This window comes from [Limnothrix rosea] IAM M-220 (assembly GCF_001904615.1).
Classification (GTDB): Bacteria; Cyanobacteriota; Cyanobacteriia; order Cyanobacteriales; family MRBY01; genus MRBY01.
In genome coordinates this window covers 33,085-50,457 of record NZ_MRBY01000028.1, presented here as the reverse complement: position 1 = coordinate 50,457, position 17,373 = coordinate 33,085, and the positions used below count along the sequence as shown (strand labels likewise).

General features: G+C 45.5%; 16 protein-coding genes. 2 read left to right on the top strand and 14 right to left on the bottom strand.

What is annotated here, in order from left to right:
- On the top strand, window positions 1–359 hold a 359-nt coding region (locus NIES208_RS11835), incomplete at its 5' end, for a hypothetical protein (protein WP_216349401.1).
- Window positions 360–497: 138 nt separating this feature from the next.
- Here NIES208_RS11835 and tumE read toward each other — a convergent pair.
- The 9 genes from tumE to sufB form a co-directional block, all read right to left on the bottom strand.
- Window positions 498–893, bottom strand: coding sequence for a toxin TumE (tumE, locus tag NIES208_RS11830; RefSeq protein ID WP_075892991.1), 396 nt, complete (start codon window positions 891–893; stop codon window positions 498–500).
- Window positions 883–1,113 carry an antitoxin TumA gene (gene tumA / locus NIES208_RS11825; RefSeq protein ID WP_075892989.1) on the bottom strand — a complete coding sequence of 77 codons (231 nt, stop codon included), beginning with the start codon at window positions 1,111–1,113 and terminating at the stop codon, window positions 883–885. The genes tumE and tumA overlap by 11 nt, the downstream gene beginning before the upstream one ends.
- A 119-nt stretch (window positions 1,114–1,232) precedes the next feature.
- A complete protein-coding gene (locus NIES208_RS11820; RefSeq protein ID WP_075892987.1) occupies window positions 1,233–2,600 on the bottom strand; it encodes a cytochrome c biogenesis protein in 1,368 nt (455 codons plus the stop codon).
- Between the two features lie 127 nt (window positions 2,601–2,727).
- Window positions 2,728–3,468, bottom strand: a complete 741-nt coding sequence (locus tag NIES208_RS11815; protein ID WP_075892985.1) for a cytochrome c biogenesis protein CcdA — start codon at window positions 3,466–3,468, stop codon at window positions 2,728–2,730.
- 102 nt (window positions 3,469–3,570) lie between these two features.
- Complete coding sequence (locus NIES208_RS11810; RefSeq protein ID WP_075892983.1) at window positions 3,571–4,833, bottom strand: SufS family cysteine desulfurase; 1,263 nt, start codon at window positions 4,831–4,833, stop codon at window positions 3,571–3,573.
- 15 nt (window positions 4,834–4,848) lie between these two features.
- Window positions 4,849–5,160, bottom strand: a complete 312-nt coding sequence (locus tag NIES208_RS11805) for a superoxide dismutase family protein (RefSeq protein WP_075892981.1) — start codon at window positions 5,158–5,160, stop codon at window positions 4,849–4,851.
- Window positions 5,161–5,183: 23 nt separating this feature from the next.
- Window positions 5,184–6,569 carry a Fe-S cluster assembly protein SufD gene (gene sufD / locus NIES208_RS11800; protein ID WP_225875301.1) on the bottom strand — a complete coding sequence of 462 codons (1,386 nt, stop codon included), beginning with the start codon at window positions 6,567–6,569 and terminating at the stop codon, window positions 5,184–5,186.
- Window positions 6,569–7,348: a Fe-S cluster assembly ATPase SufC gene (gene sufC / locus NIES208_RS11795; protein WP_075892979.1), complete on the bottom strand. Its 780-nt coding sequence runs from the start codon at window positions 7,346–7,348 to the stop codon at window positions 6,569–6,571. Before sufC ends, sufD begins: the two co-directional genes overlap by 1 nt.
- Window positions 7,349–7,540: 192 nt before the next feature.
- Entirely contained in the window at window positions 7,541–8,980 is a 1,440-nt protein-coding gene (gene sufB / locus NIES208_RS11790; RefSeq protein WP_075892977.1) for a Fe-S cluster assembly protein SufB, read from the bottom strand.
- A 204-nt stretch (window positions 8,981–9,184) separates the two neighbouring features.
- Here sufB and sufR point away from each other — a divergent pair, with 204 nt between their 5' ends.
- Complete coding sequence (gene sufR / locus NIES208_RS11785; protein WP_075892975.1) at window positions 9,185–9,829, top strand: iron-sulfur cluster biosynthesis transcriptional regulator SufR; 645 nt, start codon at window positions 9,185–9,187, stop codon at window positions 9,827–9,829.
- 4 nt (window positions 9,830–9,833) lie between these two features.
- Here the strand turns inward: sufR and NIES208_RS11780 are convergent, their stop codons facing one another.
- The 5 genes from NIES208_RS11780 to NIES208_RS11760 form a co-directional block, all read right to left on the bottom strand.
- Window positions 9,834–10,937, bottom strand: a complete 1,104-nt coding sequence (locus NIES208_RS11780; protein ID WP_225875300.1) for an ATP-binding response regulator — start codon at window positions 10,935–10,937, stop codon at window positions 9,834–9,836.
- Complete coding sequence (locus tag NIES208_RS11775; protein ID WP_139325044.1) at window positions 10,934–12,193, bottom strand: sensor histidine kinase; 1,260 nt, start codon at window positions 12,191–12,193, stop codon at window positions 10,934–10,936. The genes NIES208_RS11780 and NIES208_RS11775 overlap by 4 nt, the downstream gene beginning before the upstream one ends.
- A 105-nt stretch (window positions 12,194–12,298) precedes the next feature.
- On the bottom strand, window positions 12,299–14,284 hold the full coding sequence (locus NIES208_RS11770; RefSeq protein ID WP_075892971.1) for a GAF domain-containing protein: 1,986 nt from the start codon (window positions 14,282–14,284) through the stop codon (window positions 12,299–12,301).
- 131 nt (window positions 14,285–14,415) lie between these two features.
- Window positions 14,416–16,041: an RluA family pseudouridine synthase gene (locus NIES208_RS11765; protein ID WP_075892969.1), complete on the bottom strand. Its 1,626-nt coding sequence runs from the start codon at window positions 16,039–16,041 to the stop codon at window positions 14,416–14,418.
- Window positions 16,042–16,292: 251 nt separating this feature from the next.
- Entirely contained in the window at window positions 16,293–17,246 is a 954-nt protein-coding gene (locus NIES208_RS11760; RefSeq protein ID WP_075892967.1) for a hypothetical protein, read from the bottom strand.
- Between the last annotated feature and the right edge of the window lie 127 nt (window positions 17,247–17,373).

Sequence of the window (17,373 nt, the reverse complement as noted above, 5' to 3'; positions counted from 1 at the left end):
TGTCTCATTTGTTGGCATTTTCCTACCAACGCTGCATAGTCAATCCCGGAGAGCCAAAAGGTTTGGGAAGTATGGTTAATCTACAGGAATATAAAACAGCATCGGTAACGCCACTTAAAAAGCTCTTGCCAAAAAATAGTTATGGCGATTCAACCAAGAAATATTTTACTGATAAAACTTACAGGGAGCGTTGGGTTGAGCGAAATAAAGTGTATGCATACGGAACACATTATCGTACTGGTCTTGCATTAACTTTAAATCAGTATCAATTACTCAGTCGTTATCTCAAAATTGCTGAAAAGGAGACGTTGAGTTCTTTTATTGAGCTTGCTTTGGCGACATGGTTAAACAAACTTTAATTACTTAGATGTTCAATATATTTGATGATTCTTGCTTTACTTCAATTTTATTGATAATTTCAATCAATTGCCGTTCAAATGTGACCTGAGCATGATTGGTTTTTCCACCAAAATAAAGGCGATCGCCTTATAAAATGTCTAAGCTAAATTATCAAGAAAAGCTGTCACCTCGTGAATTATAGTTTCGATAGTCGGTTTACTACATGCAATAACTCGATCTTTTAAATGTTTGTGGTGGGGAAAACTGCTTAAATCAGGAAAATGAGGAGTGCTATCATAACGAAAAATGAGTTGATTTTGTGAATCCTGAAAATGATAACGGTAGTCGAGATATTCTAGAACTTCATCGGGCGAAACACATATAGCTTCATGCATTTCTAAAAGATAGCCTGAGCTAGATCGCAAACGAATACGTAGATTTACTCTTGTATCAGTCAGAATTTCTTCAACGTATTTTTCAACATAAAGATCCGTAAGACCTATAATCTCTGTTTCGATCCCTTGTAGATATTTCTGAAGCTGATTACGCAGCATAATTGAGCTTTTGCTGAATTTCTTGGCGAAGGGCTAAGTAATGACGGTAATCATTTGCCCACTCCACAAAAATAGTATCGTCTGAGATTTTGCCTTTACTATATAAATCGAAAAACTCTTCTGATCCTAAATTCTGTTTCTGCTCGTAAATACTTAAGCGTTTGGCAACAGCAACTAAAGCATCAAGGGGAGAAAAATATTGAATCTGTTCTTTTTGCATAGAGTCTCCACTACTAGAACCTGAATCGATCATAGCAAAGTAAAATGCTCCGAGTGATTAAATTTAGTTTGAATAACAGTGGTGGATAATGTTGAGGAAATCGCTCTAATCTGAGGTCCTTAATTTGTTACTGGTGTTTGCGTGGATGTTGATTCGATCGCCTGAATAATTTCTAGTAATTCCCGCTCAAAAGTTACCTGAGCGCGGTTGGTTTTGCCACCAAAATAAAAACGATCGCCGTCCTGTAGTGCCCAAACTTGGGAGTAGGAAATGTAGCTCATGACTACACCGACCATCACAAGGAAAAAGCCCGCATAGACAATCGGTACACCGGGGTCAGCCTTAATTTGTAGACCAGTACTACCGACCAAAGAAACGAGTTTCAGACTGATGCCATCCACATCGAGGCGATCGCCTTCCCGTACCGCACCAACGAGATCACCCTTTGCATCGTAGACTAGAGCACTACCCTGCAAATCTTGCATCAGAATCGAGACACCAGTGCTCATATCCGTCGCAGTCGGAACCCACGTACCCCAAAGCTTTGCGCCATTTTCTGTGGGGATTTGGGCAGCAGGCAGTTGGAAAATAGGACTGTTATTGAGCTGTACCCGCACGCCGGCGATCGCCCAGCTCGTTTGATAGAAAGTAATGCCGTCGTAACGCAACGGATGATTAACCGAAATCACCTCATGGTCTAGCTCATAGCCATCTTCACTCACGACGGTGAGATCAGAATAAAACTGGTCAATATCCCCATTTGGCGTGTAATCAATCCAAAAGCGATTCACATTCACCGACCAAGGGCGATCGCTATTGGCAAAACGACCCGCCTCAAAGACATTATTCACCTTGAAATTCACACCACTAGGAATCATTTCCTGCGCCATAAAGCCCCCAAACGCCCCAATAATCGAGCCAATCAACGTCACAATCATGCCGATGTGCACAATAATCGGGCCAATCCGTCCCGCAATCCCTTTGTTGGCGTAAAGTTTGTCACCATCGCGAGCAATTTTGTAGCGTTTTTGCTCAAGGTGGGGAACCAGCGTATCGAGGGAACCTTGATTTAATTCTGTACTAAGAGCCAACTTTTTAAATTGACGCGCTTGGCTGTAATAGTTCCAGTTTTTTGCCGCTTTCAGGGCAGGCAGTTGACGGCGGAAGGTACAGGCCACCAAACTCGCCCCAAACACAACCAGCAGCAGCACATACCACCACGTCGTATAAACATGGTCTAAACCCATGGCCAGTAAGACTTTCCAGGTGAGAAAACCAAAGAGTGCCGGGTCTTCTGGATAATTTGCTTGGTAAAAAGCTAATCCCGCATTCTGATCAATCACCGTTCCGGCAATACTAAACAGCGCGATGAGCAGCAGAAGGGCGATCGCCAGCTTGAGATTTGCGATCCACTTGAGACCTTTACGCCAAAGCTTTTGGGGGAAGTCGCTCCAATTTGAATTAACCGAAGAATCAGATGCCGTCATAGGAAATTTTGAAAAATCAAGTAATTAGTCAATCAGTTCAAAGCTGAACGTAAGATGTAGTTTCTCTTTGCCCCCCTTCCAAAGGGGAGTGGCGAAGCCGGGGGGATTCTGCACAAATCTAGAGTATCTAGGATAAACCGATGGGCAGGCGGATGAGTAGGGAAAAAATGCCAAAGCCCACAAGCAATGCGCCACTCACCGGATTAATCCAGCCCGACCATTGCCGTAGCGATAAAAGTTTTTTTAGCGATGCCGTAAAAATTCCCGCAATTAAAACAGGCATCACATAACCGAGGGTGTAAGCCAACAGTAACCCCGCGCCCAAAACCAAATCATGGGTCGTACTCACCCAAGCGAGCAATGTCGCCAACACGGGAGTGCTACAAGGAGAAGCCACCAAACCGAAGGTTAAACCGACTAAATATGCCCGCACGCCTTTCGGTAAATCGTTGGTAATCCAGTCTGTTGCGCCGATGGACGGAAACTGAATTTGAATAATTTCCAGCAAATTTAAGCCCATCACAATGGCGATCCCACTGACCACAATCGGGAGACCAATGCCAATTTGACCATAAATTTGTCCGAAGCCTGCCGCCACAATCCCTAGTGCTGCAAGGGTTGTCGCCAAACCAACCGCAAACCAAATGGATTGAAAAATAGTTTGTAAGCGGGTTTTTTCTTCTGCGCCGCCGATATAGCCAATCGTGATCGGTAACATCGATAAAGTGCAGGGAGTCAAACTCGTTAACAGTCCAGCTCCAAATACCAGAAAAATACTCAGCACACTCCAGTGATCCAGTTGCTGATCGACTAGGCGATCGCCCCATTGCTGAAGTTGATAAAGTTGCAAACTGAGGTTTTCTAACATTAGTGACCAAAAGAAAAACTGTTGCCTATTGTATCGAGTTTCCCTCTGGAAAACCTGATGGTCTTAGGACGACAAACAGAGCAAATTAGCGTGATAAAAAAACTAAGCAGCCATACTGGTAAAGAACTCAATGGTTTCTTTGAGCGCGGCCACAAACCGATCAATCTCTGCAAAAGTATTGTAAAAATACAAGCTGGCTCTCGCACTACCAGAGGCATCAAACAGTCGGTGTAAAGGCTGGGTACAGTGGTGTCCGGAGCGAATCGCAACGCCTTCGTGATCGAGCAATGTCGCTAAGTCATTAGCATGAATCCCTTCCACATTAAAGGCCGCTAGCGCCGCCCGACCTTCACCATTTTCGTCTGGTTGTTGACCGTAAATTTTTAAGTTGGGAATATCAGCTAACTTTTTAAATAAATAAGCCGTTAATTCTGCTTCATACTCATGGATACGCTCCATCCCAATCCCAGATAAATAATCCACTGCCGCACCAAGGGCGATCGCCTCACCGATAGCAGGTGTACCAGCCTCAAACTTATGGGGCAATTCACCATAGGTCGAATGATCAAAATAAACCTCAGCAATCATTTCCCCACCCCCCATAAATGGAGGCATCGCTTCGAGGATCGCTTTTTTGCCGTAGAGAAACCCAATGCCCGTCGTCGCACACATTTTGTGACCAGAACCCACTAACCAGTCACAATCCATGGCCTGCACATCAATGGGCATATGGGGCAAACTTTGGCAGGCATCAATTAAGATTTTCGCGTCAAACTTTCGAGCAGCTTTGATAATGTCGTCAACAGGATTGACATTGCCGAGGGTATTGGAAACGTGAACCACAGAAACAAGCTTTGTCTTATCTGAAAGTAAGCTTTCATATTGCTCAAAATCAAAGGTTTCGTCTTCCGTTAACTGCACATATCTAATCACTGCGCCGGTTTTCTCGGCAATCATTTGCCAAGGCACAATATTACTGTGGTGTTCCATCACCGACAGAATAATCTCGTCACCTTCAGAAAGATTTGCCAACCCCCAAGTATAGGCAACGATATTGATTGCCTCACTGGCATTACGGGTATAAACAATTTCATCACGGCCGGCCGCATTAATAAACTTGGCAACCTTGTCCCTTGCCCCTTCATAACCATCTGTTGCACGACTGCTGAGGGTATGTATACCCCGATGAACATTGGCATTATCTTGCTGATAATAGTGGAGCAGGGCATCTAAAACCGCTTGGGGTTTCTGGGATGTTGCCGCATTATCAAAGTAGATGAGGGATTTGCCATGCACCTGTTGATGCAAGATGGGAAAATCATTTCTCACCTCTTCTGCAAGGGATTTCGTCGGGGTCATAATCATGGCAGTTACGGGATTTTAAGAATCAGCGGCGGAAACGACAGCGCAAGCGAAACGAGCGCCGCCACCACCAAGGGGTTTAGGGTCATCGGAAGGGATCATAATGGCCGCCTGCACCGAAGCCTGCAACCATCTGGAGATCTTGTTTCGCGGGTTCACGACTGGGATGTCTGTAGACATGGATGCTACTAATGTCGGGGGAAGGCTTTCTAGGTTGGGGGTGATCAGCAAATCATAGTTTGTGTCTTCTAGGGCGATCGCCGCGCTCGGCATTATCAAGAGAGCAACGAAACCTGCACAGGTGAGCTTAAGCTTAGAAAATTGCATCATTGATATTGTGTTCACCCAAATTTTCACGCCTCAATAGTACGACAAGCAACGCAGTTTGTTAGTCCGTTTTGTAACGAAGGAATCGTAATACTACCCAAAATTTCAGCAGCAAAAGCATCAATCAATAAATGGCGGGCATCATACTCGTTTAAACCCCGACTACGGAGATAAAAAATCTCATCAGCTTCTAGCTGACTAACCGTTGCACCGTGGGCACATTTTACGTTGTCGGCTGTAATTTGCAATTCCGGTTTTGTATCGATTCTCGCCTTAGAAGAGAGTAATAAATTGCGGTTAAGCTGAGCTGCATTGGTCATTTGAGCCGCCTGGGGCACATCAACCTTGCCATTAAAAATGGAGCGGGCAGAGTCATCAACAATACATTTATGGAGTTGGTCAACTGTACCGTGGGGGTGGTTTAAATTCACCGATGTGTGGGTATCACTGACTTGGGAGCCGCTGAGCATTGTCAAACCCTTTAGGATCGAGTCGGTTTGAACACCCGTTTGATTGAGGGTTACTGTGTGACGACTAAGCTGGCCGCCCATATTGATTTCGGTGAGTTTGTAGCGACTGTCTTGGGCTTGATCAATGACAGTATTACCAATTTGGATACCGGCTCCTGCTTCCCGCTGAACCCGGATATGATTGAGCTGGCCATTGGGTTTAACCCAAACTTCGGTCAGGGCATTGTTAAAGTACAAATCTTCGCCTTGGTCAGAACAACCTTGGGAGACTGCGCCATAGTATTCGACTAGATTAAAACTGGCACCGGATTCGGCGATCGCCACACAGCGAGACTGAATCGCAATGGGTGCATCCTCAGGATTACTAACAAATAACACCTGAATCGGCTGCTCTACCACGACATTTTTCTCAGCCCAAATGACGGCAGCATCATGGATACCCGCATCATTGAGCGCCGCAAATACATCAAGATTCCGGCTTTGGCCACTCAAATAGTTCACCAACTCCGCTGCTTTTTCCGAGGGGAGCGCGGCTAAATTACCGACAAAGATGCCCTCTGGCAAACTAGATGTTTCTGACAACTCATCAGAAAAAATACCGTTCACAAAGACCAGCCGACTTGCTGCCGTTTCGTCTAAATTAAAGGCATCTAGCTCATAGGCTTGAATGCTGACCTGTGTTGGTGGGCGAAAGGCCGTTTCCTTTAAAATCGAAACATCCGTCACACGCCAATCTTCATCTCTACGGGTCGGAAAAGTTCCGTGGGAGACACGATACGCTCCCTGTAATCTCACTTCCCGGAGCCAGCCTGTGCTACCAGCATTAAAAACGGGTGTTAGTTCCTCAGCTAATCTCAACAGAGGTGCTAGGGAGACATCCGTCATTGTGATTTTTGAAAAGTCGGCGATCGCCGCCGTTGAAGTATCTGTTGCCATAACCATTAAACTGCCCCCGCCGCGAGTGCTTGTTCTTTATCGAGGAAGTCATAACCCGTTTCTTCCAGCTCAAGAGCCAGCTCTTTACCACCACTCTTCACAATGCGACCGTCATACATGACATGCACAAACTGGGGAGTAATGTAGTTGAGCAAACGCTGATAGTGAGTAATCAGCAAGAATGCATTGCTCTCATTGGCGAGAAAGTTAACGCCTTCAGAAACGATACGAAGCGCGTCAATATCGAGACCAGAATCGATTTCATCGAGGATACCGAGACTAGGCTCAAGCAATGCCATCTGAAGAATTTCATTACGCTTTTTCTCACCCCCAGAAAAACCCTCATTCAGACTACGCTCAAGAAAGCTGGGATTCATCTTGACCACATCAAGCTTTTCTTCAACAAGATCTTCAAAATCAAAAGCATCAATTTCTTCCTTGCCCTGATGCTTGAGCTTGGCATTATAAGCCACCCGCAAAAAGTCGAGGTTACTCACACCGGGAATTTCGAGGGGATATTGAAAGGCTAAGAAAATACCGTCCAGCGATCGCTCTTCCGCTTCTTTCTCTAAAAGATTTTCACCCTTATAGATAATTTCACCACCAGTCACTTCATACTCCGGATGACCCGCAATAATCTTAGAAAGAGTACTCTTACCAGAACCATTACGACCCATAATCGCGTGGATTTCACCCGCTTTAATTTCGAGATCTACACCCTTAAGGATTTGCTGACCATCAACATTGGCCGTCAAATTTTTTACCGATAAAATAACGTCACTCATTGCTTAACTAAATAATGTTTAAACGTGAATAAAACTCAAAATTAATGCTGTTGATGGTGGATGCGAGGTTCCCCCCAAAAGAGGAGAAAGATAGACGTAGACTTTATAAACTTAATTTGGTTTAAATCCAGTTTAATTTTCCTGCATCCACCCAACATTCCCCATTGATATCTGAAATCTGATATCTAAAAATCACCCAACCGTCCCTTCAAGCTTGAGACTTAAAAGCTTGTCAGCCTCCGCCGCAAACTCCATCGGTAGCTCACTGAGAACGTCTTTACAGAAACCACTGACCAACATGGAAATAGCATCCTCTTCCGAAATGCCACGCTGGGCAAAATAGAAAAGTTGTTCCTCACCAATTTTGGCCGTCGAAGCTTCATGCTCTACCTTGGCATTTTGGTTATCCACTTGGATGTAAGGATAGGTGTTTGCCCCCGCGCGATCGCCGATCAACATCGAGTCACACTGGGAATAATTCCGTGCCCCATCAGCCTTGGGATTCATTTTCACTAAACCACGGTAGCTATTCTGAGATTTACCCGCAGAAATACCCTTAGAAATAATCGTGCTGCGAGTGTTTTTGCCCACGTGGATCATTTTTGTGCCCGTGTCCGCCTGCTGCATATTATTCGTGAGGGCAATGGAATAAAATTCCCCGACCGAATTATCACCGACTAGAACGCAGCTCGGATATTTCCACGTGATGGCAGAGCCTGTTTCTACCTGCGTCCAAGAAATCTTTGAATTAACGCCCTTACAAAGACCGCGCTTCGTTACAAAGTTGTAAATACCACCCTTACCATTTTCGTCGCCAGCGAACCAGTTCTGAACGGTGGAATATTTAATGTCGGCATTATCAAGGGCAACGAGTTCGACGACCGCTGCGTGGAGCTGATTCGTGTCAAACATCGGTGCGGTACAACCTTCAAGGTAGCTAACCGATGCGCCTTCTTCCGCAATAATGAGAGTCCGCTCAAACTGACCAGAGTCACCGTCATTAATTCGGAAATAAGTGGACAACTCCATCGGACATTTCACCCCTTTCGGAATGAAAACAAAGGAACCATCACTAAAAACAGCCGAATTCAGCGCTGCAAAATAATTGTCAGCCGTTGGGACAACAGTGCCGAGATATTTTTTGACTAGTTCGGGGTGCTCCTCTAGTGCTTCCGAGATGGAGCAGAAAATTACGCCGTATTTTGCCAAGTCTTTTTTAAACGTTGTGGCAATGGAAACGCTATCAAAAACTGCGTCAACGGCAACGTTTGATAAACGCTTTTGCTCGTCGAGGGGAATACCGAGCTTGGCAAAGGTTTCAAGGAGAGCAGGGTCTACTTCATCGAGACTCTCGGCTTTTTTGATGTCTTTTTTGGGTGCTGAGTAGTAAACGATATCTTGATAATCGATCGCCGGATAATTTACATGAGCCCACTCAGGCTCAGTCATTTTCTGCCATTGCTTGTAGGCCTTCAGGCGAAACTCCAGCATGAACTCAGGTTCTTTTTTCTTCGCGGAGATCAGACGAATGACATCTTCGCTAAGGCCACGGGGAATCTTTTCAGTTTCGATATCAGTGACGAAACCATATTTGTATGGCTGATTGACGAGGGTTTTGACAGTCGCGCTCATTGCTGGAGTGTTTCTCTTTACGTATGGGGTAATACTTTTAAAAGAACGTTGGATGCTCTTCCGTCTCATCTGCGTTGTCCAAATGGAGAAACGCGATTATGATGATTAAAACAACATATTTGTTGCTTAAGTCTATTCTAAGGTACTTTAACAACAAAAAAGTTGTCAAACTTGCTGAAATATATTTTGCTGACCGCTGGATCTATGACTATTTCTGAAACTCGTTCAACTAAGCAAGATATTCTGGATTTCTTATTAAAGCATGGTCAGGCGAAGGCGGTGCAGTTGGCGGAATCTTTGCACATTAGCCCCCAGGCAGTGCGTCGCCATTTAAAGGATTTGGAAACTGAGGGATTAATTAAACATCAGGCCTATCAAGAAGGGAAGGGTCGTCCCAATTTTTTCTATGGTTTGAGTCGGGCTGGGCGCGATCGCCTGCCCAATCGCCATGGAGATTTTGCGGTGTCGTTTCTTGATGCGCTGGTCGAAACGGCTGGTGAGGAGCAAGTGAAGGCTGTTTTGCAAAAGCAATGGCAGAAAAAAGCAGCGGAATATCGCGATCACCTTGGGGACGGCACTTTAGCGCAACGTTTAGCAAGGTTGGTGAGCCTACGGCAGGCGGAGGGTTATATGGCAGAGATTCAACCAGTGACAGAGGATAGCCAAGGGGAGTTTTTATTAATGGAACATCATTGTGCGATCGCCGAGGTTGCGGAATCTTTTCCGGTGGTGTGTGGCAATGAGTTAGAGATGTTTGAAGCGATTTTACCGGACTGTAAGGTGGAGCGCACCCAGTGGATCAATGAAGGGGAACATCGGTGCGGTTATTTGATTCAATCCCAAACTTAGGTATTTAGAGCTGCATCCCGCAGGTAAAGAAAAAGCTAGCGCCTTCATTGGGTTTTGAGTTGCACCAAATTTGTCCTTGATGGCTTTGGATAATGCGTTGAACGATGGTTAGACCGATGCCTGTGCCGGCAAAATTACGCTCTTTGTGTAGTCGAGTAAAGGGTGTAAAAATCTGATTTTGCTGGTTGCTATCAAAGCCAATGCCGTTGTCACGGATGCAGAAATGGCCATTGTCGGCTTGAAAAAAGTCAATTTTTGTCAGGGCTTTTTCGCTGCTATATTTCCACGCATTTTCTAATAGGTTTTCCAAGGCAATTTTCAACAGACGGCGATCGCCAGCGATGATTAAGTCTGGTGCAATATCGATCTGGCTCTGACGCTCAGGGTTTTGATTTTGAAGTTGTGCAGCAATGGCGATCGCCATCGTACTGAGGTTCACCATTTCCAACTGTAGCTCCCCTTGGGAAACCGTCGCAAGACGCATTAAATCACTGATAATTTGGTTCATTTCAGTGCCAGCATTACTGATGATTTCCATGGCCTCTGCTCGATCTGCGACTCCCAGCTCACCATCCGCTAACAGTTCACAGAACCCTAGTAGTCGCGTCAATGGTCGTCGCAAATCGTGGGAAACCATATAGTTAAAAGCTTCCAAATCACGATTTAAAATTTCTAGTTCCTGATTACGTTGGGTCAGGGTTCTGGTCGTTTCGAGAAGCTTAAGTTGATTATTAACCCGTACTAGGACTTCATAAACATCGAATGGTTTGTTGATATAGTCCACGCCTCCTGCGGAAAAAGCCTTCGCTTTATCAAGGACATCGTTAAGGGCACTCAGGAAAATAATGGGAATGTTGGCTGTCTGGTGATCGGCTTTCAGGGTTTTACAAACTTCATAGCCATCAAGAATCGGCATCTTGATATCGAGCAAAATTAGATCCGGCGGATCTACTGCCACCGTTTTTAATGCCTGCTGACCGTTGAGTACACGCCGCACTTCGTGGCCTTCTTCGTTCAGAATTTCAAAGAGCAATTGTAGATTTTCTGGTATGTCATCGACAATCAGAATGTCTCCGGTATATTCGGTACGAAAAGGGGGCATCATCATGATTCTTCGATGTCATCAATGAGTTTCACAATGGTATCAAAGGCGAGGTTGTTGAGGTAATGATGTAGATGTTGGCTTAGGGCTGGATAGGTTTCGGTGATCTCAGTGAGTAGTTGCCGAATGGTTGTTTCCCGGGCGGCGATCGCCGCTATCCGTAGCCGTTGACGCCAAGATGCATCGGTTTGAGAAAGAACTGAGTTAATGTACGATGCCTGGGAAATTGCAGGAGCCTGCGCCCTGCCATCCCCTAAGGATCGATGATTGTGTTGATGCGCTTCGATACTCGTATATTCAACACTCGTATATTCAACACCAAGATATTTCATCAGAACAGGAAGGATTTTCGGATCCACCGATGAATTTGTCACAAAACCATCGCAACCGAGGATACGCAAATGGTCTTGCTCTATGGTAGATAAAGGGTTTTGACTAGCCATAATGACGTATGGCGAAACATGGATTTTAGTCGGTATCTCTAACAGTAAAGTCGCAATATCAATCTTGTTTGCATCTCGATCAATGACGACAAGATGGGGCTGCCAATGGCAGATGAGAGAGACGACAGCATCGCGGTTCGTGGCTTGTTTGATGTCAATTTTGTCGCGGCTAAAGTCGTGCCAGCTTGGTGAGCCATCGGTTGAACTATTGACGATTAAAATGCGCTTCTTCTCTGACAGTGGGGCGATCGCCGCCGTTGTTTCCGGTGAAATGTCGTTACGACACTGCGATGCCGTGTGAAGCGTGACAAAAAATTGAAAGCAGCTGCCTTGGGAGACCTGACTGGTAACCTGGATTTCCCCCGCCATTAGCTCGACAAAATGCTTAGAAATCGATAATCCCAGACCTGTGCCTTCCTGGACTTGCTTCCCTGCACTCGTTTGAATAAAGGGCGCAAATAACAGCTCCAGTTCCTCCGGAGCAATACCAATACCTGTATCCCGGACTTGGCAGTAAAGACGCAATGGCGAAGTATCCCTTGTGTCTTGGGGAAGTACATTATCCGACCAAAATTTGAGATGGATTTCCCCTGCCGTCGTAAACTTAAAAGCATTACTGAGGAGATTAATCACCACCTGTTGTAACTTGCCGCGATCGCCGAACAAATAGCGAGGAACTTGCCTATCCACTTCCACACGAAAAGCAAGCTGTTTCATTTGTGCCTGTAACTGAAAAATATCTTGCAGAGTTGCCACCACATCATCCATCTCAAAATATTCCTTGTTAAGCTTGATTTGATGAGCTTCAATTTTGGACATAGTGAGCACATCATTTAAAAGCAGCAACAAATGGTTCCCCGCCCGACTAATAATATTCAAATGATCAGATTGAGTCGGACTTAAATTCCCTTGGCGACTGAGCACCTAAGTAAATCCGAGGATGGCATTGAGAGGTGTCCGTAGCTCATGGCTCATATTGGCTAGAAAAAGGTTTTTTGACTCACTGGCCGCTTCCGCTTTTTTCGTCGCTAACCGTAATCGCTCAACCCACTCTCCCTGTTGAATAGCAACCCCTAGCTGGTCACCTAAACGCTTGAGGAGAAACTCCTCCCACTCATGCCACTGACGCACATTTCGATGTTGGTAGGCCGCTAACAATCCCCATAGCTTTGTCCCAACCACAATGGGGACAATGAGATAGGCTTTGACATTGAGGCTTTCTAGGATTTGAATGTGGCAGTCACTGAGCTGAGCCCGGTAAATATCTGAAACAACGCTAGTGTGTTGATCTGCATAGATACCACCTTGGGTTTCCTGTAAATAATCATCGCGCCAAGCTGTGCGCATGCCATCCACAATGAGAGGTTGCCAGCCCGGGACGTGGGACTCTGCAATAAAATCGCCGCCCCAATCTTCATTAAATTGATAAATAGCCGCGCGATCACATTCTACTAAGGCAAGAATTTCTTGAGTGGTTACTTGAAACATCGTCTCTAGATCTAATGTTTCGCGAATTTTTTCCGTCATCACCCGAATAATTTTTTCTTGCTGCGCCAATCGTGCCTGCTGTTCCCGCTGGGCTTCGACCTGTTGCAGTGCTATTTCTAATTCTTTTGTGTGCTGCTGCGATTGTTTATATAGTTCCGCCTGTTGGAGTCCGACACCGAGCTGCACAGCAATTTTCTGGATAAATTGATTATCTTGGGGTTGCCACTCGCGGGGGCTTTGGCATTGGTGCACGCATAATAATCCCCACAAATCTCCATTACAAAAAATCGGCACAATTAAATGGGCACGGATCTGGAATTGCCGCAAAATATTGCGATGGCAGTCAGAAATATTGGCTGTTAGGACATCGTTAATTTGGGAGCTATGGCCAAAACTATATTGGGTGCGATGTTCCTCCGCAAAGCAACGGTCTGTAATTTGAGCATGGAGAGCTGCAGGGAAATTATTGCTCACATCTTCTGCAACGACAACACCGATTTCATAGTTAGTATCGGGTTTGAAACGGTAGATCATCACGCGATCTGCTTGGAGTAAGCGGCGGGTTTCTCGGACTGCGGCGTGAAAAATTTCGTCCAAATGAAGGCTACGACGGATCGTATTAATAACTTCACCGAGAGCCTGCTGTTGCCGCTGTTCTAGTTGTAATTGGTTTTGTTGGGCTTGAATTTGCTGGGTAAGTTGCTGGCGAATTTGTGTTTCTTGATTGCTGTAGTTCGCTTGGAGATTGTTTTGTTTGATTGCGCCTTCGCAATAAATGGCTATTTGCAGGAGGTATTGCAGTTCATGTTGTTGCCATTGGTGGGGGGCTTCGTTGTGGTACGCCGCGAGTAGACCCCAGAGTTTTTTGTGATCGTAGAGGGGGGCGATCGCATAGGCTTGGGCTTGATACAGCTTGAGGACTTTGAGGTAACAATCTGAAAATCCTGAGTTTTGGATATTGGTGCAAACACGAAAGAGTTTTAAGCGGTTGTGGTATGGGGGTGGTGAGGTTCCATCGTCATGGTTGCGCTCCGGCAATCGCAAATATTTCAGGGCACAATTACTGATATTGCTGGTAATCTCTGGTTTTTCCGTTTGGAGATGGAGTAGCGATCGCCATTTTTCGCGCCGTGACTCGGTGACAAATTCACCTGTCTTGTCAGGGTTAAAGCGATATATTGCTGTGCGGTCAACGTGAATCAAATCTCGTAAGACTCCAGTGGCACGCTCTAGAAATGAGATGGCAGGCTGGGGGGTGTAAATTTCTGACGATAGCTCGATCAGGGCGTTTGGGAGCTGAGGTGGTTGTTCGAGCGAAACAGGCAGTTTTTCTTCTAAGGTCTTGACTTGTTTGCGGAGGTCACTAATTTCCCTTAGAAGTCTATCAAAAGTTTGCTGGTCTCTGGCATTATCGCTGTTCACGCTATTTCCTTAAGTATACTCAGCCTCTATTTTTTATATTATCCTCTACCTTATTTCTGAATAAAAGTAAGACTTGAAAAAGATTGATTTAAATGGGCAGTTTTACAATATTTTGTCTTTATAATTTGTCTTTAAAATAAAGGGTTTTTACGTAATGTTATTATTTTTTTTGTGGTGGGATGCTTAAATGTTATGGCCGTGGCATGTAAGTGTAATCGCCCGTGGTTTTGTTTGTTGTGATGACCGTAAAGGCGATCGCCAAGGATGGGATTCTGCAAACCTTCTTGATGGGCACAATGGACGCGGAGTTGGTGGGTACGCCCAGTAATTGGCTGGAGTTCGATACGGTTTTGAGCAATTTTTGTAAACTTGGTTTTGCTTATTTTTCCTCTTTCAAAATCTACTTTTTGCCGGGGGCGATCGCGGGGATCAGACCATAATGGCAATTCAATCAAACCCTCTTCTTGGTGGATTGGCTGCTCTAAAATGGCAGTATAAATTTTAGAAATTTGCTGGCGGCGAAACTGATGTTGTAGTTGTTTTTGGGCAGGGGTAGATTTGGCAAAAACAACTAATCCAGAGGTGTCTTGATCTAAGCGATGCACTAAATAAATTTGTGGGAAATCACGTTTTAAACGGCTAAATACACTATCGTAATTGTGACTACTACGCCCCGGAATTGTTAGTAACCCATGGGGCTTATTTACAACAAGAATTTCATCGTCTTCGTAAATGATTTCTAGGGGAATTTCTGGGGTTCCGACAAGTGTATTAAAAGATTTGTTTTCTAAACCGGATAATAAAAATCCCAAAATCGGCTGACAACGTTCTACGCAGGCTGGGTAAAAGTGACCCGTTTGTTTAATATCGGTATCCTTCCCCCACCAAAATTCCGCGAGGGCAAGGGGTTTGAGGTGATGTTTGGCGGCATAATGCAAGAGTTTCGGCGCACAGCAATCTCCAGTGCCGGTGGGTAAACCTTGGGGGAAAATGTCGGCGATCGCCTGGGCATTACCCGCAAAATTTTTTAGCTGATAAACACGGTGCATTCTTTTCTGTAAATTACGAGAAAGGGTTTTGCGCCGTTGGCGGAGACCTTGCAGCTCTGCGTCACTGCGGGTGATTAGCTCAGATAACTCCCGAAGTTCTTGATCCCGCTGGCGTTTTAAATCGCGCTTGTGATTACTTTCTTGGCGACTCATTTCTGTGAGTTTTTGAAAGGCTATGTTTAGAGGCTCGCCTGCAAGGGTTTGGGTCAGTGCTCGGCGTTGTTGCTCCCGTTGTTGTTTGCTCTTACGGCGTTGTTGATTGAAATGGGCAATTTTGCTCTGCCAAGTTTCAGTTAATTGTTGGTAGGTTCGACGTTCCGGCAACTGCTCAAGGTGCGCAATGCGATGTCGAATGTCCCGTAGCTGTGCCAATATTTCCTGTTCTTCTAGTAAAAGGCGATCGCCGCCATCGATCATCGGTACCCAGCCCGCTACAGTTTTGTTGCCCCGCAATAAACCAGAAAAAGCCTTCAGATAAAACAGCTCCCCCGCCGGTGTCGCCACAACAAGCACACCATACATTTTGCCCTCAAAATGATAAATCGGTTCCTGTGCTAGCTCAGCCATCACTTGTTGGGCGAGCCATTCAGCATGGGCAGTACGCGGCAAACGCCCCAGCACTTTCGTCATGGGACACAGACCCTCATACCACGCCGTAACCCTATCCGCAAAATCTGGTGCTTTGTAAGGATATAGCAGAGAATTCATAACGTCATAACCATGGCCGGATGTCTACCTTACCGCGATCGCCCACAGTCAAAGCCAATAAATTGAAGACAACAAAACAGGGAATTTGTGAAACCCTTCCAGAGTAAACAAAACCTTTTAAAAAATCTCCAACTTTCGAACCCCAAAGTTTTTGTACAAAGCATCAACTCATCGAAAAAAGACCACACCCAACACACTTTGACAGAAGCAAGGCTAATTTTTAAATTTTGGGATATTGTACTTTTTTGTCCCTAGGGTTTTCTTGGAGAGCGGCGTTTTTGATGTTGGCTTGCCGATGAAGAACGGCGACGCTGTTGCTGTTGCGCACTACTACCATTAGCTCCCCTCCCACTCCGAGTACCACCCTGTGGTCGTCGTCGCTGTTGTGTCGCAGCTTGACCCGAAGTTCTCGGGCGCGGTGGGCGAGCCGTTTGGGTACGGAAGCTCACATTCCCCCCCTCTTCCGATTGCCGGAGAACAAGCAAAGGCGTTGGTTTGGCCTTTTGATCCCATTCCAAAACCGCAATGCGACCTTGGACACTCGGTTGCCAATGTTCCTGTGCCTCTAATGGATTAAGAAATGTCTTGAGGCAGGTAATAATTTGCTCAACAGTATTGCTCGAAGACTGGGTAGGCAACTTTGTCAGTTTGATATGAACTCGAAATAAAACGCCCTTTGCCCGTTTACCTTGGCCGTCATCTGTTTCGTAATGCACATCAAACATTTCATCCACTTGCCGCCCCCCAGTAGCCGCAACACCCACAGTGGCAACATCAGCGGTGCTAGGCCGCAGAGCAACGCGAATGAGCTGTTTAACCTTGATCTCCATTTGATTGACGATCGCCGAATTAAACATCCCCTCTTCCATCCGCATCCGGAGATAGTCGAGGTTAAAGTCCCGCGAGTGCACCAAGTCAGGATTCGTTTCCATTTTCTTGATGGTCGTCAGGGCTAACTTTAATTTTTTCTTGAGGTCACGGATTTTGTATTGATCCAGCTTTGTGGCTTTCTCTTGCTTTTCGATTAAGGCTTTCCCATAGATCACAAGTCCCACAGAGCTTAGGAAAAACAGTAACGTCAAAATCATCCAGAGAAGAGACCCAGACCCTGCATTATTGTCGGTGGGAGTAGGTGTTGGTGTCGGCGTTGGTTGTGGTTGTTGCTGGGCAAGAACGGGTTGAACCGTAACCAAGGGGTGGGACATGGGATAGAACCTACAGGTAGGTAAAAGATTAAAGCCTATGGCGTTTTGGTTGATACAGAGCCATTAACAGGTTAGCAATTGGCGTGACGAAATAAACCGTTTTTATGGAAAACGCAGCAAAAAGTTA